The 18,613-nt window shown below is 69.9% G+C and carries 14 protein-coding genes; 5 read left to right on the forward strand and 9 right to left on the reverse strand.

Features of this window, described 5'->3' with window-relative positions:
• Nucleotides 1–141: 141 nt before the first annotated feature.
• The 5 genes from pqqB to pqqA all read right to left on the reverse strand — a co-directional run bounded on the left by pqqB (nucleotide 142) and on the right by pqqA (nucleotide 3,226).
• On the reverse strand, nucleotides 142–1,011 hold the full coding sequence (gene pqqB, locus ACFSVL_RS24270; protein ID WP_378307833.1) for a pyrroloquinoline quinone biosynthesis protein PqqB: 870 nt from the start codon (nucleotides 1,009–1,011) through the stop codon (nucleotides 142–144).
• On the reverse strand, nucleotides 1,008–2,081 hold the full coding sequence (gene pqqE / locus ACFSVL_RS24275; RefSeq protein ID WP_378307834.1) for a pyrroloquinoline quinone biosynthesis protein PqqE: 1,074 nt from the start codon (nucleotides 2,079–2,081) through the stop codon (nucleotides 1,008–1,010). The genes pqqB and pqqE overlap by 4 nt, the downstream gene beginning before the upstream one ends.
• The gene (pqqD, locus tag ACFSVL_RS24280) at nucleotides 2,072–2,344 is read right to left on the reverse strand and encodes a pyrroloquinoline quinone biosynthesis peptide chaperone PqqD (RefSeq protein ID WP_378307835.1); all 273 of its coding nucleotides are present in this window, start codon (nucleotides 2,342–2,344) and stop codon (nucleotides 2,072–2,074) included. Before pqqD ends, pqqE begins: the two co-directional genes overlap by 10 nt.
• Before the next feature lie 4 nt (nucleotides 2,345–2,348).
• Entirely contained in the window at nucleotides 2,349–3,029 is a 681-nt protein-coding gene (gene pqqC, locus ACFSVL_RS24285; protein ID WP_378307836.1) for a pyrroloquinoline-quinone synthase PqqC, read from the reverse strand.
• A 101-nt stretch (nucleotides 3,030–3,130) separates the two neighbouring features.
• Complete coding sequence (gene pqqA / locus ACFSVL_RS24290; protein ID WP_378307837.1) at nucleotides 3,131–3,226, reverse strand: pyrroloquinoline quinone precursor peptide PqqA; 96 nt, start codon at nucleotides 3,224–3,226, stop codon at nucleotides 3,131–3,133.
• A gap of 315 nt (nucleotides 3,227–3,541) precedes the next feature.
• Here pqqA and ACFSVL_RS24295 point away from each other — a divergent pair, with 315 nt between their 5' ends.
• The 5 genes from ACFSVL_RS24295 (at nucleotide 3,542) to ACFSVL_RS24315 (ending at nucleotide 12,145) form a co-directional block, all read left to right on the forward strand.
• Nucleotides 3,542–6,292 carry a glycoside hydrolase family 2 protein gene (locus tag ACFSVL_RS24295; protein ID WP_378307838.1) on the forward strand — a complete coding sequence of 917 codons (2,751 nt, stop codon included), beginning with the start codon at nucleotides 3,542–3,544 and terminating at the stop codon, nucleotides 6,290–6,292.
• 519 nt (nucleotides 6,293–6,811) lie between these two features.
• A complete protein-coding gene (locus tag ACFSVL_RS24300; protein WP_378307839.1) occupies nucleotides 6,812–7,666 on the forward strand; it encodes an IclR family transcriptional regulator in 855 nt (284 codons plus the stop codon).
• 94 nt (nucleotides 7,667–7,760) lie between these two features.
• Nucleotides 7,761–9,377 carry a thiamine pyrophosphate-dependent enzyme gene (locus ACFSVL_RS24305; protein ID WP_378307840.1) on the forward strand — a complete coding sequence of 539 codons (1,617 nt, stop codon included), beginning with the start codon at nucleotides 7,761–7,763 and terminating at the stop codon, nucleotides 9,375–9,377.
• Nucleotides 9,374–10,834 (forward strand): aldehyde dehydrogenase family protein, encoded by a 1,461-nt coding sequence (locus ACFSVL_RS24310; protein ID WP_378307841.1) that lies wholly within the window; start codon nucleotides 9,374–9,376, stop codon nucleotides 10,832–10,834. Before ACFSVL_RS24305 ends, ACFSVL_RS24310 begins: the two co-directional genes overlap by 4 nt.
• A gap of 57 nt (nucleotides 10,835–10,891) precedes the next feature.
• The gene (locus ACFSVL_RS24315; protein WP_378307842.1) at nucleotides 10,892–12,145 is read left to right on the forward strand and encodes an MFS transporter; all 1,254 of its coding nucleotides are present in this window, start codon (nucleotides 10,892–10,894) and stop codon (nucleotides 12,143–12,145) included.
• Nucleotides 12,146–12,160: 15 nt separating this feature from the next.
• Here ACFSVL_RS24315 and ACFSVL_RS24320 read toward each other — a convergent pair whose 3' ends face one another.
• The 4 genes from ACFSVL_RS24320 to mgtA form a co-directional block, all read right to left on the reverse strand.
• A complete protein-coding gene (locus ACFSVL_RS24320; RefSeq protein WP_378307843.1) occupies nucleotides 12,161–13,435 on the reverse strand; it encodes an ABC transporter ATP-binding protein in 1,275 nt (424 codons plus the stop codon).
• A gap of 11 nt (nucleotides 13,436–13,446) precedes the next feature.
• Nucleotides 13,447–15,180, reverse strand: a complete 1,734-nt coding sequence (locus ACFSVL_RS24325; protein WP_378307844.1) for an ABC transporter permease — start codon at nucleotides 15,178–15,180, stop codon at nucleotides 13,447–13,449.
• Between the two features lie 3 nt (nucleotides 15,181–15,183).
• Nucleotides 15,184–15,903, reverse strand: a complete 720-nt coding sequence (locus ACFSVL_RS24330) for an MgtC/SapB family protein (RefSeq protein ID WP_378307845.1) — start codon at nucleotides 15,901–15,903, stop codon at nucleotides 15,184–15,186.
• 68 nt (nucleotides 15,904–15,971) lie between these two features.
• On the reverse strand, nucleotides 15,972–18,539 hold the full coding sequence (mgtA, locus tag ACFSVL_RS24335; RefSeq protein ID WP_378307846.1) for a magnesium-translocating P-type ATPase: 2,568 nt from the start codon (nucleotides 18,537–18,539) through the stop codon (nucleotides 15,972–15,974).
• Between the last annotated feature and the right edge of the window lie 74 nt (nucleotides 18,540–18,613).

Genomic DNA, 18,613 nt, shown 5'->3' on the forward strand with positions numbered 1-18,613 from the left:
GGGACCGGTGTCGGTGAGGGAGCGGCGAGGGTGGTCGTGTCGTGCCTGTGGGACCGGTGTCGGTGAAGGGGCGGCGAGGGTGGTCCCGCCGCGCCTGCGGAACCAGCGTCGGCGAGGTAGGTACGCGACTGAGCACGTCGTTCAGAGCGTGAACTCGGTGCCGTCCGGCGGCAGTTCCGCGCCCGCGTCCAGCACCAGGGCGTGCTCGTTGCTGGTCGGCGCGACGACCGGGTTGGTGTTGTTCAGGTGGGTGTACGCCCACCGCGTGCCACCCGGCCGGTGAGTGATCGTCGCCAGGGTGGTCGTGATCGGCAGGTGGCCCATCGCGTGCTGGGCGGCTGGGTTGGCGTTCTCGGTGGCGTGGGTGAACTCCGTGCCGCTGTGGAAGGTGCCGTCGAGGAGGACGAGGGTCGCGCCTTCGGTGAACGCGTCGAAGCCGGGCGGCCACGTGCGCAGGCACGGCGCGTACACGAGGATGCCGCCGGTGGACGGGTCGTGGATGCGGTACGCCACGACCCAGGGGCCGGGATGGGCGGAGCCTCGGGCGTATTTCGGTTGTTTGTCGCTGATGGGAAGGGAGGTGATGCGTAAACCGTCGAGGGTGGTTTCCGTGGTGGGGAGCCAGGTCCAGTCGTGGTAGCCGCCGATGATCGGGCGGGCCGGGAAGTGGTCGGTCAGCGCGTGCAGGGCGGCGGCGGGTGCGTGGACGGTCAGGTCGGCCGCCTCGCGGAGCATGAGCAGGCCGAGGGTGTGGTCGAGTTCCGCGTCGGTCAGGAGGATGCTGCGCAGGGGCGTCTCGCGTGGGCCGGGGCCTGCCCGTAACGCTGGGGTCGCCAGGATTTGGGCGCGGATGTCGGGCGAGGCGTTGAGCAGGTGCCAGGTGCGGCCGTCGGCGCTGAAGGCGACGCTGTCCTGCGTGCGCGGCGGAGCGGTCGACGTGCACTGGGCGCAGGCGCAATTCCACTGCGGAAAACCGCCGCCGGCCGCGGTGCCCAGGAGGATGACCTTCATCGGGCTGGACCGCGCATGACCAAGTCCGGAGTGGACGGTGCGGCGAGGATCAGGTCGACCGTGCCGCGGTGCGGGGAGCGGGAGCACACCGGGTCGGCGTTGGCCGCGTCGCCGGTCAGCTGGAACGCCTGGCAGCGGCAGCCGCCGAAGTCGGTGGTGCGGCGGTCGCAGGTGCGGCACGGTTCGCTCATCCAGTCTTCGCCGCGGTAGGCGTTGAAGGACTCCGAGCGGTACCAGATGTCGGCCAGTGCGGTGTCGCGGACGTTGTCGAGGGTGAGCGTGGTGATCGCGGTCGCGGCGGGGCAGGGCAGCACGGTGCCGTCGGGAGCGATGGTGAGCTGGCGCGCGCCCCAGCCGTGCATGCACGGTTTGGGGAACGGCTCGTAGTAGTCGGCGACGACGTAGATGATCTCCATCGTGCCGCGGAGGCGTTCGACGGCCGCGCGCACCACGGGTTCCGCGGCGGCGAGCTGCGCGCGGGTGGGCATCAGGGCGTCGCGGTTGCGCAGGGCCCAGCCGTAGTACTGGGTGTTGGCCAGCTCAAGGCGGTCCGCGCCCATCGACTCGGCGAGGTCGATGATCGCGGCCAGTTCGTCGTGGTTTTGCCGGTGCAGCACCACATTCACGGTCAGCGGCAGGCCGGCGGCCTTCACCAGTTCGGCGGCGGCCAGCTTTCGGTCGAAGGCTTTCGCGCCGGCGAGCAGGTTCGCGCGGTCCGGGGTGGCGGCCTGTGCGGAGAGCTGGACGTGGGCGAGGCCTCGGGCTGCGAGGTCGGTCAAGCGCTGCTCGGTCAGGCCTAGGCCGGAGGTGACGAGGTTGACGTAGCAGCCGAGGTCGCTCGCATGCGTGACCAGTTCCGGAAGATCCGGGCGCGCCAGCGGTTCCCCGCCGGAGAGGTGGACCTGCAGCACGCCAAGGTCGCGGGCCTGCGACAGCGCGTCCGTCCACTCCACAGTGGACAGTTCCGCGGACCTGGTCACGAGTTCCAAGGGATTCGAGCAGTACGCGCAGTGCAGGGGACACCGGTGCGTCAGCTCGGCGAGCAGCCCCAGGGGTGCGGTCACGTCCATTCGATCACCCGCCGTTGCCCGAACCGGGCCAGCACGGCCAGGACGTCGTCCTCCCGCACGCCCCGGTACCGGTGGCTCAAGCTCGTGATGATGCCGGAGACCGGCGTAGCGCCGTCGCACAGTTCCAGGACCGCGGTGGCGGTGGGGTTCGGCACCAGCACGCCTTCCGGGAACAACAGCACGTGCACTCCGCGTACGTGATCGAACGTCAGTCGCACGCCGACGCGCAGCTTCGGCACCGACGCGGCGGTGATGGTGTCCATCAGCTCACTCCCCGGCGGCGGCGCGTTCGATGGCGTCGAGCATCGACCACAGGACGTCGCACTTGAACGACAACGCGGCCACCGCTTTCTCTTGCTGCGCACGGGTGACGCAGTACCGCACGACAATGTCCAAAGTGTCCTTGCCCTCGCCGGAGACCTTGTCGATGCGGTTCGTGAAATACGCCAGGTCGTCGCGGGAGATCCACGAGTAGTTCGCCAGCACGTCGGCCACGCGCTGCTGCATCAGGTGCCCGGCGAACATCTCGGTCAGCCCGGAGGCGACGCCTTCGACCCAGGGTTTGGTGCGCGCGAACGTGACGTAGGCGTCGACGGCAAACCGGACGCCCGGGGCGACATGCCGTTCGTCGAGGACCTCGGCGCGATCGAGGCCGACAGCCGCGCACAGCCGCAGCCAGCGTTCGGCTCCGCCTTCTCCTTCGGCGGCTCCGTCGTGGTAGACGATCCGGTCGAGCCAGGCCCGCCGGATTTCCGGAATCGGGCAGTTGCTGATGATCGCCGCGTCTTTGCGCGGCAGCACGCATTGGTAGTACCAGCGATTGGCCGCCCACAGTTTCAGCTCGCGCTGGGTCAGTTCGCCGGCGTGCATCCGCCGGTGGAACGGGTGGCTGCCCCAGTAGCGGCGGTCGAGGCCGCGCAGGGCTCCGGTGAACTCCGCCGGACTCATCGGGTGCACTGTGGACATTCGCGTACTCCGGGATTCTCGCTGAGCGGAACGGTTTTCCGGGACGGACGGGACCGCGGCGGACCGGCCCCGTCCCGGCGGGGTCAGTCCTCCATGCGGGCCGCGTAGGCGGTGACCTCCATCGGCGTTTCGTACTCGACGAAGTCGGGCGCGGTCCACATCTCGACGGGTTCGTGCATGAGGAAACTCGCTTTCCTTCGGGTGGTGCACCGGTGCGCGGGGCGGGAGCCCCGCCTCGAACGCCGTCACCCTAAAAGCGCAAGGCAGCCGGTCGCCAGGGGCGCGGACCGATTTCCCGCCGAATTCGTAAAGGTTCCTTCCGATGGCGCAGCGGCGACTACTCTGGGGTGTCCGGCGCCGCTTGTCCGCCCGACAGGAATCCGGCGGGCGCGGGGGAAACCTCCTGATGCCGCTTGACATCGAGGCCGCGGACGGCCGAATAATGGAGTTCGCGCAGGGTTGACAACGATGTCAGACAAGGCTTGGGGAGCGACGTGGCCGAGGTGAATCGCAGGCGTTTCCTGTCCGGCGGGATTGCTGTCGCGGGCGGTGGGGTGCTCGGTGCGTGGGGACTGTCCGGCACCGCGGGGGCGGAAACCCGTCCGGTCCGCGCGGGCGGCGGCGAGATTTCCCGCGGCTGGACCTTCGTCGCGGCGGACGGCGCCGAGATGTCCGGGAAGACGCTGGCCAGTGCGGAGGAGGTCGCCGGCCTGAAGCCGGCGGTCGTTCCGGGGACGCCGCTCACCAGCATGATCGCCAACGGCGAGTACCCCGATCCGCTGTACGGCCACATCGTGACCGACACCGTTCCGGACACGCTCAAGGACACCGGTTACTGGTACCGCGTCGCGTTCCGCGTGCCGAAGCTGGTTCCGGGCCAGCGGTTCTGGCTGCAGTTCGACGGGATCAACTACCTCGGGACGGTCTGGCTCAACGGCGTCGAGGTGGGGACTGTCGAAGGCGCGTTCAAGCGGGCGGTCTTCGAGGTCACGGACATCGTCGCGAAGGCGGACGGGGTGGCGTGGCTCGCGGTGCTGGTCGGGAAGCTCGATTACACCGATCCGCCCGCGTTGCCGAGTTACGCCAGCGGGGTGACGCGGGGCGGGCGCAACGGCGGTCCGACCGGGATCACGTTGAAGAACGGGCCGACGTTCTTTTGCACCGCTGGGTGGGACTGGCTGCCGACGATTCCGGATCGGGACCTCGGCATCTGGCAGCCGGTCACCTGGCGTACCACTGGGCCGGTCCGGGTGGCCGATGTGCACGTCACTTCGACGCTGTCGCCGGACTTGCGGACGGCGGATGTCGTGGTCGAGCTTGCCCTGGACAGTGCGGCGGGGAAGTCCGTGGTGGTGAAGGGGTCGCTCGACGGGCGGGAGTTCCGGCGGGCGGTCTCTGTGCCTGCCGGTGCTTCGTCGGTGAAGCTGACCTCGAAGGAGATCGGCTGTTTGCGGTTGGAGCGGCCGAAGTTGTGGTGGCCCAACGGTTATGGGGAGCCCTATCGGTACGGGTTGACTGTCGGGGTCGAGTCCGGTGGGCAGGTGCACGACGAGCGGACGGTGGAGTTCGGGGTTCGGCGGATCGAGTACACGCGGCCGATCCAGTCGCCTTCCGGGGAGATGAGCGACTGCCTGGCGATCACGGTGAACAATCAGCCGATCCTGGTGATGGGCGGCAACTGGGGGCTGGACGAGGCGCTCAAGCGGATTCCCCGGGAGCGGTTGCGTGCGCAGGTGCGGTTGCATCGGGACGCCAACCTGAACTTGATCCGGAATTGGAATGGGCAGAGCAGTACCGAGGACTTCTTCGCTGCTTGCGACGAGTACGGGATTCTGGTTTGGCAGGACTTCTTCTGTTCTACGGAGGGTCCGGCGGCGGAGAACGTGGATCGGGATCTTGCCAATATCCGGGATTGCATTGTGCGGTTTCGCAATCATCCGTCGATCTTGCTGTGGTGCGGCGGGAATGAGGGACCGCCGCCGCAGCCGCTGGTGGACGGGCTGGACGCGCTGGTGGCGGAGCTGGATCCGCAGCGGGTGGTGCTGACGAGTTCCGCGGGGGATACCGGGGCTGATCCGGTGGACGGGTATCGGTCCGGCGGGCCGTACCATTGGGTGCCGCCTGCCCGGCATTTCGAGCTGAGCGACGGGACGCAGTGGCCGCCGTTTCACAATGAGGTCGGGTCTTATTCAATTCCGACGCTGGAGTTCATCCGGAAGATGCTGCCGGAGGCTTCGTGGGAGCGGCCGGATGATTTCTGGGCTGATCGGGATGTCAATGGTAACGGCGGGAACGGGGGCGGGGCGGGGTATCTGCGGTTGACTGCTGAGCGGTATGGGGAGATTCGGAACCTGCCGGACTTCGCGCGTAAGTCGCAGTTGATGAATTATGAGTGCATTAGGGCTATTTATGAGGCTCCGGTGGCGTTTATGGGGAGTGTGCGGCCTTATCCGCGCACTGGGGTGATTATGTGGATGACCAATCCTGCGCAGCCTAGCTTTGTGTGGCAGATGTATAGTCATGATCTTGAGGCGCATTCGTCGTTTTATGCGGTTCAGCATGCTTGTCGGCGGGTCAATGTGATTCTCGACGGGCGGAGTTTGGATGTCGTGGTGGCTAATCATACTGCGGCGGCGGTGCGTGGGTGGGTTGATGTTGGGGTTTATGGGTTGGATGGGGCGGAGATTGCCCGGGAGTCGCTGCCGGTGGGTGGGGTGGCGGGGGCTGATCGTTCGGTGGTGGGGAGTGTTGCTTCGCTGGTGAAGGGGGCTTCGGGGGAGGTTGTTTTTGTGCGGTTGGTGTTTCGGGGTTCCGGTGGGGTGGTTCGGAACTTTTACTGGGTGGAGAATCCTGCTCGGGCGGCGGGGTTTTCTGGGTTGGATGAGATGGCTCCGGCTGCGGTTTCGGTGGAGGCGCGGGTTGAGGGGCAGGAGGTGGTGGTTGAGGTTCGGAATGTGGGGCGGGTGGTGGCGTTGATGGTGCATTTGCAGGTTTATGACACTCGGACTGGGGAGCGGGTTTTGCCTGCTGCGTTTAGTGATAATTACTTGAGTTTGGTGGGTGGGGAATCTTCTGTTGTTCGGGTTCCGGTGGAGCGGGATGTGGTTCGGCGGGGGGTTGGGGTTCGGGTTGATGGGTGGAAGATTGATCAAGGGGCTTCTCGGGTGCGGGGGCGTGGGGTGGCGGTGACGTTTAATCAAGGGGCGTTGGATGTTTCGCCCCGGGTTAATACGTTCGGGCGGTGAGGCCTGGTTGCGTGGGGCACCCCGAAGCCTGATTGTGCTGACGCTCGGCGGGTGCTTGTCAAGGCGGGAAAGATGCCTTGACAAGCACCCGCCGAGCGCAGGGAGGCTTCGTATCGGGGTGCGGGGGTGGGGCTGGGTGCCTCGCTGGGTGAGTGCATCGGTGGCGGTTGGGGGTGGGGCTTGCGCCCCAATGTGGCATTGGGTGCGTCAGATGCACCCAATGTGGCGTTGGTTGCGTGGGATGCACCCAACGCCGCATTGGGGCGCTTCGGGTGGCGGTGGCTGAGGTCTGTGAAGGGCACCTTGAGGGAATCTGGGTCCGTGAAGGGGCCCCTCACGGACCGGCCGGGGGCGGTGGTGGGTCGTGAGGGGAACCCTGGGGGAATCAGGGTCTGTGAAGGTGGCCCTCACGGATCGCCGGGGCGGGCGTGCGGGCAGCGGCGGGCGGCGGGAGGGCGGCGAGGGGAGCGCGGAGCGGGCGGTCGAGGCGGGTGCCGCGGGCGAGGCCGGGTGTCCCGTGTGGACAGTGGGGGCCGCGGCGGGTTGCCGTGTTCGCGGGACTGGCGGATGATGGGCGGCCAGTCCCCGTCCCGTTCCACCGCAGCCCCGGAGGCATCGATCGCCGGCAACGCCGCCGAACCCGGGCGCACGGTTCTCAGCCGCGCGTTCGCGGTGCTGGATTCGTTCTTGTCCGGCCGACCCGAGCAGACTCATGGCGAGATTACCCGGGCGACCGGGCTCGCGCCCGCCACTGTGCATCGGCTGCTGGCCGAGCTGACCGGCTGGGGTGCGCTCGAGCGCACGGGGCGCGGGCGCTACCGGATCGGGCTGCGGTTGTGGCAGCTCGGGGCGCAGGCGCCGGGCGGGCGGGAGTTGCGGGACGTCGCGCTTCCCTTCCTCCAGGATCTCCTCCAGGTGACGCATGAGGTCGTCCACCTGGTGGTGCTCGACGGGGACCGCGCGTTGTACCTGGAGAAGCTGGAAGCGCATCCGGATGTCGTGGTGACCTCGCGGGTCGGGCTGCGGCTTCCGTTGCACGCGGCGGGGCCCGGCAAGGTGCTGCTCGCGCATGCGCCCGCGGAGTGCCTGGACGGCATTCTCGCCAGAGGGCTGGAGCGGCGGGCCAGCGGGACGATCACCGACCCGGCGCGGTTGCGGCAGGTGCTGGCGGAGGTCCGGTTGCAGGGGTTCTGCATCTCCCGCAACGAGATGACCGAGGGCGCGTCGTCCGTGGCGGCTCCGGTGCGCGGGCCGGGCGATCGGGTCGTGGCGGCGATTTCCGTGGTGGTGCCCAGTTGCACGCCGAATTTGTCGCCGCTGGTGCCGGTGGTGCGGATGGCCGCGCTCGGGGTCACGCGCGCGTTGCAGGGCTGAAGAACTCTTCCGCTGAGTGGAAGAGGGGCTGGGCGGCCGGGGGCTGGACCGGGACACTCCGGACCCACCCGCTCGCACTGCCCGAGGAGAATCCGTGAGCCCTGCCCCGACCGTCCGCGACGCCGCGTTCGACGTGCTCCGCCGGTTCGGCGCCACGACGGTGTTCGCCAATCCAGGGTCGACCGAGATCGCGCTGCTCACCGACCTGCCGGACGATCTCGAGTTCGTGCTGGCGCTGCACGAGGGGTCGGTGGTCGGCATGGCGACCGGGTGGGCGCTCGCGAACGACCGGCCCGCGGTCGCGATCCTGCACACGACCGCCGGGCTGGGGAACGCGGTCGGGGCGCTGGCGACGGCGCGGGTGAACCGGGCGCCGCTGGTGGTGCTCGTCGGGCAGCAGGACCGCCGTCATCTCGCGCTGGAGCCGTTCCTGACCGGCAACCGGCTCGACGACCTTGCCCGGCCCGCGCCGGTGTGGATCGCGGAACCGCCGCGCCCGCAGGACGTTCCGGGCGCGCTGGCCCGGGCCTGGCACGAGGCGCGCGAGCATCGCGGGCCGGCGCTGGTGATCGTGCCGATGGACGACTGGGCGGAGCCCGCGGGCGTGGACGAGCCCTTGCCCGCGCCTGCCAAGCTGGTCCGGGCGACTGCCGCGGAGCCCGCGGTGCTGGCCGAGCTGGCGGAATTCCTTGGTACCGCGAGCAATCCGGTGCTCGTGGCGGGTGCGGGGGCGGACGACGCCGAATCGTGGCGGGGGCTGACCGCGCTCGCCGGGAAGCTCGCGTGCCCGGTGTGGCAGGAGGCGTTCGGGGCCCGTGCGGGATTCCCGCAGGATCACCCGCAGTTCGCCGGACATCTGCCTGCGGGGCGCGAAGAACTGCGGAAAGCGTTGTCTGGCCACGACGCGGTGCTCTCGGTCGGCGCGCCGGTCTTCCGGCAGTACCCCCGGGAACCGGGCCAGTTCACCGAGCCGGGCACGCGGATCGCGGTGGTCACCGACGATCCGAACGAGGCGCACCGCAGTCCAGTCGATCTCGCGGTGCTCGCGCGGCCGTCGGCGGTGTGCGGTCCGCTGGCCGAGCTGATTCCGGCGCGGGAGGCGGGCTCGGAGCGGATCGGCCGGACGGTCGAACTGCCGGGGGCGCCGGAGCCTGGCGCGCCGCTCGCGCCGGAGTACGTGTTCGGGCTGCTCGCGCGTCAGTTGCCGAAGGACGCGGTGGTGGTCGAGGAATCGCCGTCGAGCCGTCCGTTGCTGCACGCCCTTGTTCCGGCACGGGAGCCGCTCGGGTTCCTCAGCGCGGCCATGGGCGGTCTGGGATTCGGCGTGCCCGCGGCGATCGGGCTGCGGATGGGCGGGCTGAAGCGGCCGGTGGTGGCGGTGATCGGGGACGGCTCGTCGCTGTACTCGATCCAGGCGTTGTGGAGCGCCGCGCACTACGGCGTCGGCGTGCTCGTGATCGTGCTGGCCAACGGCGGTTACGCGATCATGGACAAGCTCGCCGCCCGGCACGGCGAACGGACGGCCGCGGGCGGGAAAGCGCCGTGGCCCGGCTTTGACGAGGTCAGCGTGAGCGGGCTCGCGAAATCGCTTGGCTGCCCGGCGCGGCGGGCGGAAACCTACGAAGAACTGGAGTCGGTGTTGAACGAGGTGCTGCCGACGTTGGCCGCGCGCACGGAGCCGTTGGTGCTGGAAGTGGCGGTGACGGCATGACCTTGCTCGGCACCGCATGGCAGGGCCGGATCTTCTCCGGCGGCTGGATCGCCGGCTCCGGCGGGGAATACGACGCGGTCGAGCCCGCCACCGGGAACGCGCTGGTCAAGGTCGGCGCGGCGGCTCCGGCGGATGTGGCCAAGGCCGCGGCCGCGGCGCGGGAAGCGCAGCGGGAGTGGGCCGCGCGGCCCTACGACCAGCGGGCGCGGGTGTTGCGCCGGGCAGCGCGGCTTTTCGAGGACCACGGCGACGAGATCGACGAATGGCTCGTGCGGGAATCCGGTGCCACACGGGCGTTCGCGCAGTTCCAGACCCGCGCGGTCGCGGCGGAGGAATGCCACGAAGCCGCCGCGCTCGCCGCGCATCCGTACGGGGAACTGTTGCGTTCCAGCCAGCCTCGGCTGTCGATGGCGCGCCGGGTTCCGGCGGGCGTGGTCGGCGTGATTTCGCCGTTCAACGCGCCGGTGATCCTGTCCATCCGCGCGATCGCGCCCGCCTTGGCGCTCGGCAACGCGGTGCTGGCGAAGCCGGACCCGCGCACCGCGGTGTGCGGCGGGGTCGTGCTGGCCCGGATCTTCGAGGAAGCCGGGCTGCCGGACGGTCTGTTCCACCTCCTTCCCGGCGGCGCGGACGTCGGGGCGGCGCTGGTGGAAGACCCGCTGGTGCGCGTCATCGCGTTCACCGGTTCGACGAACGCGGGCCGCCGGATCGCCGCGGCGGCGGGGGAGCGGCTCAAGCGCGTGCACCTCGAACTCGGCGGCAATTCGGCGCTGGTCGTGCTCGCGGACGCGGACGTCGAGCAGGCCGCGTCGGTCGGCGCGTTCGGGTCGTTCAACCACTCCGGGCAGATCTGCATGGCGACCGGACGGCACCTGGTCGCCGCCGAAATCGCCGACGACTACGCGGCCGCGCTGGCCGAGCACGCGGCCAAGCTGACTGTCGGCAACCCGGCGGACGGCGACGTCGCGCTCGGCCCGCTGATCGACGCGGGACAGCGCGACCGCGTCCATTCGGTGGTCACCGGCAGCGCCGAGGCCGGTGCGAAGATCGCGACCGGCGGCACTTACGAGGACCTGTTCTACCGCCCGACCGTGCTCACCGACGTCCCGCTCACCGCGCCCGCCTACGCCCAGGAGGTGTTCGGCCCGGTCGCGCCGGTCGTGCCGTTCTCCACAATGGACGAAGCAGTGCGCCTGGCCGGCGGTACCGAATACGGGCTTTCGCTGGGCATCCTGACCCGGGACGCCGCGCGGGGGCTCGCGCTCGCCGAGCGGATCCCGTCCGGTCTGGTGCACGTCAACGACCAGACGGTGAACGACGAAGCCCTCGCGCCGTTCGGCGGGGTGGGGGATTCGGGAACCGGCTCCCGGCACGGCGGCGCGCAGGCCAACCTGGAGGCGTTCACCGAAACGCAGTGGGTCACCGTGCGCGGCGACCTCCCGCAGTACCCGTTCTAGGCAGTACCCGCAGTACCCCGCAGTACCCAGGTCCCCTCCGACGACGCAGGTGATGACATGACGGTCTCGACCGATCCCCGGGCCCGGCACGCCCGCTGGGTGGCCCCGCTGTGCTGGACGGCGGTGGCCATCGAAGGGTTCGACCTGGTGGTGCTGGGCGTCGTGCTGCCCGCGCTGCTCAAGGACGCCTCGTGGGGGCTCGACCCCAACACGGCGTCGCTGATCTCCGCGGTCGGGCTGCTCGGCGTGGCCGTCGGCGCGTTCTCGACCGGCCCGCTCAGCGACCTGTTCGGCCGCCGCAAGATGATGCTGCTGACCGTGATCAGCTTCTCGATCTGCACGCTGCTCTGCGCGTTCGCGACCGGGCCGTGGCTGTTCGGCATCCTGCGGTTCCTGGCCGGCCTCGGCCTCGGTGGCGTGCTGCCGACCGCGCTGGCGCTGATCACCGAGTACGCGCGGGTGGGCCGGGGCGGCAGCGCGACCACCGTGCTGATGACCGGCTACCACGTCGGCGCGGTGCTCACCGCGCTGCTGGGAATCCTGGTGCTGCAACGGTTCGGCTGGCAGTGGATGTTCGTGATCGGGGCCGTGCCCGCGCTGGTCCTCGTGCCGCTGATGGCGAAGTTCCTGCCCGAGTCGAAGGTGCTGGAGCGGGTGAAGGAAGCCCGGCCGAACCGCAATCCGCTCGGCGTCCTGTTCCGGCACGGCTACGCCCGCGCGACGATCGCGTTCTGGGTGACGTCGTTCATGGGGCTGCTGCTGGTGTACGGCCTGAACACCTGGCTGCCGCAGATCATGCGCGCGGCGGGCTACGAACTCGGCGCGGCGCTGGCGCTGCTGCTGGTGCTGAACGTCGGCGCGGTCATCGGCCTGCTGATCGGCGGCCGGGTGGCGGACCGGATCGGCCACCGCCGGTCGACCATCGTGTGGTTCGCCGCGTCGGCGGTGTTCCTGGCGCTGCTGAGCATCAAGCTGCCCGGCGCGAGCGTGTACGTCGGAGTGCTGCTGGCGGGAGTCTTCACCTTCAGTTCGCAGGTGCTGGTCTACGTGTACGTCGCCCGCGTGTACCCCGCCGACGCGCGCGGCACCGGGCTCGGCGCGGCGAGCGGGATCGGCCGGTTCGGCGCGATCTCCGGCCCGCTGGTGACCGGGCTGCTGCTGTCGGCGGGGCTGGCGTATCCGTGGGGCTTCTACCTGTTCGCGGCGGTGGCGGTGATCGGGGCGCTGGCGATCGCGGTGGTGAACCGGGAACCGGCAGCGGATGCTCCGGCGGCGGCCCCCAAGGACGTCGTGAGTGGGGATGCCGGTTAGAACCGGCATCCCCGCTCACGAGGCGAGGGTGATCCGGTCGCTGTCGGTGTCGTAGTCGAAGAGTTCCGCGTAGCGGCCCCAGTCGATCGCCGTGTCCAGCTGCTGCCGGGCGTCGGCGGCGGAGAAGCCGCGGCGGAGGAGGTCGAGGAAGAACTCCGCGCGCAGCGTGCCGTCCGAGCTGGCGGCGAGCGCGTTGACGATCGTGCGCACCAGCGGTGCCCGGTCGCGGACCTGGCCGGCGAAGATCTTCTTGCTGGTCTGGATGTCCGCGGTGGTGAAGGACGTGCCGACCGGGGTCAGGTGCAGGTCGCCGCCCGCCACGAAGAGGAGGTCGAGCAGGGCGGCGGCGTCCACGAGCGGCAGCAGGTCGTCGACCTCGAAGGTGAGTTCGGCGGCGAGGTCCGGCAGATCGGCGTGCCCGCCGCGGGCGTGCACCAGTTCCACGAGACCGGCGAGCCCGCCGACCGACGCCTGCGGCAGCGGCCGTGCGGTGGGCGTGGCCTGCGCGGGTTCGACGGCCGCCGGGTCGCGTCCGGTCAGCAGGTCGTAGAGCCGCTCGACCAGCGCGGCGAACGCGGGGGACTTGCGGTCGCGCGGGCGGGCGAGGTCGATTTCGACCTCCGCGCGCAGGTTCCCGGGGTTGGCGCCGAGGACGAGCACGCGGTCGGCGAGCAGGACCGCTTCCTCGATGTTGTGCGTCACGATGCAGACCGCCTTGGTGGGGAAGTCGTCGCGCTGCCACAGGCTCATCAGTTCGGTGCGCAGGTTTTCCGCGGTCAGCACGTCGAGCGCGGAGAAAGGCTCGTCCATCAGCAGCACGTCCGGTTCTAGCACGAGCGCGCGGGCGAAGCCGACGCGCTGGCGCATGCCGCCGGAAAGCTCCTTGGGATAGGCGGATTCGAAGCCGTCGAGGCCGATCAGGTCGATCGCCCGCAACGCGCTCTCCCGGCGGGCTTTCGGCGGGATCCCGCGCGCGGCGAGGCCGAGTTCGACGTTGTCCTGCACGGTCAGCCACGGCATCAGCGCGAAGGTCTGGAACACCATCGCGGTGCCCGGATTGGCTCCGTCGAGTTCTTCGCCGCGGTAGCGCACGGTGCCGCGGGTCGGGCCGATCAGGCCGGCGATCGTGCGCAGCAGCGTCGACTTCCCGGAGCCGGAACGGCCCAGCAGCGCGACGATCTCGCCCGCGCGCAGGTCGAGCGTGATGTCGTCGAGGACGCGCAGTTCGTCGCCCGCCGAACCGGGGAAGCTTTTGCTGACGTGCTCGACGGAAACGAGGACTTCGGACATGAGGATGCCTTTCAGGACAGGGAGAATCGGCGTTCGGCGAGGCGGTACAGCCGCCGCCAGAAGAGCCGGTTGAGGCCGACGACGTACAGGCTCATCACCGCGACGCCGAGCAGGATCCGCCCGGAGTCGCCGGAGCCGGTCGCGTCGGCGATGTACGCGCCGAGGCCGGTCGCGGTGAGCGTGACCCCGTTGTACGAAACGATTTCCGCGACGATGGAGGCGTTCCACGCGCCGCCCGCCGCGGTGATCCCGCCGGTGACGTAGCTCGGGAAGATCGACGGCAGCACGAGCCGCCGCCACCACAGCGCGCGCGGCAGCCGCAGGTTCGCGGCGGCCTCGCGCAGGTCGTGCGGGATGGCCGAGGCGCCCGCGATGACGTTGAAGAGGATGTACCACTGCGCGCCGAGGCTCATCAGCAGGATGCCGCCCCAGTCCAGGGAAATCCCGGTCGCCACGAGCACCGCGGTGATGAGCGGGAAGAGGAAGTTCGCCGGGAACGACGCGAGCACCTGCACGACCGGCTGCGCGAGCCGCGACACGCGCGGGTTCATCCCGATCCACACCCCGACCGGCACCCACACCAGCGTGCCGACGACCACCAGCGTCACCACCCGCGCGAACGTGATCAGCCCAAGCCAGAGCACGTGGCCGATCTCGCCGTATCCGGTGGTTTCGCCGATGAACAGCACCGCGCGCACGGCACCGTAGCCGATCAGCCCGAGCACCACGACGCTGAACACGATGTCCGCGGCGCGCCGCCGGGCGGGGGAGAACCGCAACGGGTACTCGGCCAGCCCGAAGACCGCCAGCGCGCGGTCGAGCGGGAAGATCAGCTTGCCGAGGACCCGGCCGAGCAGCGCCGGGATCCGGGAGCGGCGCAGCAGGTCGAGCACCAGGCTGCGGGGTGCTTCGGCGGCTTCGGAGTTCTCGATCCGGAACCGCTCCGACCACGCCGTGAGCGGCCGCCAGAACAGCACGTTCACTCCGACGACCAGTACGACCATCGCCCCGACCGCCAGCAGCACCTTGCCGAGGTCGCCCGCTTCGGAGGCGGCCGCGACGTAGGAGCCGATGCCGGGCAGCGCGAACTGCTGGTTGTTCACGCTCAGCGCCTCGGACGCGGTGAGGAAGAACCAGCCGCCGCCGAAGCTCATCATCCCGTTCCAGACCAGCGGGATCATCCCGCTCGGCACGTCGACGCGCCAGAACCGCTGCCAGCGCGACAGCCGCATCAGCCGCGACGCTTCGTCCAGGTCGCGCGGCTGCGACACCAGCGAGTGGTGGAACGCGAACGTCATGTTCCAGGCTTGCGAGGTGAAGATCGCGAAGATCGACGCGCATTCGAGGCCGAGCTGCGAGCCGGGGAACAGCGCGATGAACCCGGTGATCGTCACCGAGACGAACCCGAGCACCGGCACCGACTGGAGGATGTCGAGCGCGGGCAACAGGATCTTCTCGGTCCGCCGCAAGCGCGCGGCGGCCGTCGCGTAGACGAAGGTGAAGCCGACCGACAACACGAGTGCGACGAACATCCGCAGCAGCGAACGTCCGGCGTAGTAAGGGAGTTCGGCCGGGTCAGTGGACACTGTGGACGGAGCGGTCGCCGGAGTCCACGCGGTGGCGGCGCCGTGCGCGAGCCGCACGATCAGCCACAGCGCGGCGGCAGCGCCGAGGAATACCGCTACATCGGCGGCGGTGCGGCGGGGCCGGACGAGCGCGCCGCGGGTGGGGAAGGTACGCAGCATGGTCTAGTTCTCGCTGTCTCGCTCGGAGTAGGTGAGTTCGGCTTGCCAGCGCACGCTGGTTACCGAAGGCTCCATGGACAGCCGGCTCACCGCCGACTCCATCTGCTTGTCGTCGCGCTGATCGGCGCACAGTTCGGCGAGCACCTGCACCTGTCCTTCGGTTTCGGCATTGGTGCTGGTGACCGACTGCAGGGCGAAATCGGTGCGCGCCAGCGCCTGCACGAGCAACGCGCGGACGTGCGCTTCGGAATCGTCCTTGGTCACCGCCAGGAAGGTGTACGACGTCGGGGTTTCGCGACCGGTCGCCGGGCGGCGGTCGACCACCCGGCCGAGCGGGCGCAGCGCGATGTTCACCGCCATCACCACGGCGGTGCCGGCGGCGGCCTCCAGGTACAGCCCAGTTCCGGCCAAGGCCCCGACCGCGGCGGAACACCACAGCGTCGCGGCGGTGTTGAGTCCGCGCACGGTCAGTCCTTCGCGCAGAATCACGCCCGCGCCGAGAAAACCGATTCCGGACACGATTTGCGCGGCGACCCGGGTGGGGTCGGCGCTCGCTCCGTGGAACCCGTGCGCGGACAGCAGCACGAACAACGTCGCACCGGCCGCGACCAGCGCGTTTGTCCGCAATCCGGCCATCCGGGCGCGGTATTGGCGTTCGAATCCGATCACGGTGCCGAGGCCGACGCCGGTGCCAAGGCGCAGCAACATCTCCACAGTCGTCATCTGTGCTCCCACTGTGTTTAGTGCGAAAAGTCTTTAGAAAGGGTTGGAAAGGCTTTGAAAAAGGACGGTTACCACCACGTACGGCGGCGCGCGTAGCCGCGCTTCGCTACTTGCGCGGCCAGCCCGTAGCCGACCAGCACGAGCACCAGCCACACCAGGTAGCCGGCGGGCAGCTCCTGCATCCGCAACGGTCCGGCGAGCGGCGACAGCGGCAGCAGCAGGCCGACCGTTGCGGCAGCTGCCGCGGCCAGGACGACCGGGCGGCTGGCGCGCAGGGGAGTGCCGCGTCCACGCAGGACGAGCACTACCAGCAGCTGCGACAGCAAGCCCTCGACGAACCAGCCGGTCTGGAACAGCAACGGATCGGCGCCCGCGCCGAAGACGTTCCACAGCACCGCGAACGTCGCGAGGTCGAACAGCGACGACAGCGGTCCGAACACGAGCATGAAGCCGGTCAGGCCGCGCGCGTCCCATCGGCGCGGTTTGCTGAGGTACTCGTCGTCGACCCGGTCCCAGGCCAGCGCCAGCTGCGCCAGGTCGTAGAGCAGGTTCGACACCACGAGCTGGATCGGCAGGATGGGCAGGAACGGCAGGAACGCACTGGCCGCGAGCACCGACAGCACGTTGCCGAAGTTCGACGCGGCGGTGATGTTGACGTACTTCAGCGTGTTGCCGAGCGTCCGCCGTCCTTCGGCCACACCACGGGAGAGCACGTCGAGGTCGCGTTCCAGCAGCACCAGATCCGCCGCGTCCTTGGCCGCGTCGGTGGCGGTGTCCGGGGCGATCCCGACGTCGGCGGTGCGCAGAGCGGTGACGTCGTTGACGCCGTCGCCGACAAAGCCGACCGCGCGGCCGTTCTCCCGCAACGCCGTGACGACGCGCGCCTTGTGCGCTGGCGTGAGCTTCGCGAAAACGGTGGTGTCCTTGACGATTTCGCGCAGTTCAGCGTCGTCCGCCGCTTCGACCTGCTGGCCGAGCACGACTTCGCCGACCGGGATGCCCGCCGACTCCGCGACGCGGGCGGCGACGTGCCGGTTGTCCCCGGTCAGCACTTTCAGCGCGACGCCTTGCTCGCCAAGGGTTTTCACCGCGTTAACGACGCCGTCGCGGACCGGGTCGACGAATCCCACGAAACCGACGAGGATCATCTCGTTCTCGTCGGTTTCGTCAAATCCGTCGAGCCGGGCGTTGACTTCGCGGGCGGCTACCGCGAGCACCCGCATGCCGTGCTCGGCGTACGCGCGCACCAGCTCCTCCGCGCCGATCCGGGCGGCGTCGTCGAATTCGGCGACGACGCCGTCGCGGCGCGCGTGGCTGCAGCGCGGCAGGATCTCGTCCGGGTCGCCCTTGCTGATCAGCAAATGCTCGCTGCCGCGCCGGACCACGACGCTCGCCCGGCGGCGCGCGTGGTCGAAGCCGATCTCGGCGACGCCGGTGAACAGCGCGTCCGTGACCAGGTCGTCTTCTCCGTCGAAGAGGGTCTCGATCGCTTCGTCGAGCCGGTCGTGCCGGTCGGTCTGAAAGCGCACCGCGAGGCCCGCGTACTCGGCCGCCTCGCCGTCCGGGCTGCCGGAGTAGTCGACGCTGTGCGCGTAGGCGATCCGGTCCTCGGTGAGCGTGCCGGTCTTGTCGACGCACAGCACGTCCATCGCGGCGAGATCCTGAATGGCGTTGAGCCGCTTGACAATCACCTGCCGCCGCGACAGCGCCGCCGCGCCGCGCGCCAGGTTCGTCGTGACGATGACCGGCAGCATCTCCGGCGTGAGGCCGACCGCGACCGCGACGGCGAACATCCCGGCCTGCGCCCAGTCCCCGGTGACCGTGCCGTTGACGACGAGCACGATCGGCACCATCACGAGCATGAACCGCACGAGCGTCCAGCCGACCCGGCGCACGCCCGCGTCGAAGCTGGATTCCGCGCGCGGTTCCGCGGATTGCTTGGCCAGCGCGCCGAAGTAGGTCTCGCTGCCGGTCGCGGCGACCACCGCGGTGGCGGTTCCGCCGACCACCGACGTCCCCGCGAACCCGAGCGCGGGCGTCTCGACCAGCTCGTGCTCCTCGTGCTGCCCGAGCTGGGGCGCCCGCTTCGCGACCGGCATCGCCTCGCCGGACAGCGCCGACTGGTCGACCACGAAGTCTTTGGCCGCCACGATGCGGACGTCAGCGGGGATCACGTCGCCGGGCCCGAGCAGCACGACGTCGCCGGGAACGAGGTCGGAGGTCGGCACTTCACGCTCGGTGCCGGGAAAATCCGCCGCCGCACGACGGCGGACCGTGACGGTGGTGGTGATCTGGTCGCGAACCGCGCTGATCGCGCGCTCGGACCGCGCGTGCTGCCAGTAGCGAAGGCCGATGCTGAGCACGACCATCACGCCGACAGTCACCGCTCCGCGAATGTCGCCGACGCCCGCGAACACCACGCCGAGCGTGGTCAGCAGCGCGACGAACGGGCTGCGCGCGGCGTCCCAAACGCGGGCGGTGGCGGGGAGCGTGCCGTCGATGCGGTTGTCGCCGAAACGGCGCAGGCGGTCGTCCGCTTCGTCCTCGGTGAGGCCTTTGGGCGAGCTGTCGAGATTGCGGAAAACAGTGAGCACCGGCGCGTCGCCGTGGGCGCGCAGGGCGGGAAAGCGGGTCATGGTCGTCCCCTCGAGGTCAGCTGGGCGTCAGCGGACCGCGCGGGGGTTCCACGGCCTAGCTGGCCAGCCGGGTT

Source organism: Amycolatopsis silviterrae (genome assembly GCF_042684085.1).
Taxonomy (GTDB): Bacteria; Actinomycetota; Actinomycetes; order Mycobacteriales; family Pseudonocardiaceae; genus Amycolatopsis; species Amycolatopsis silviterrae.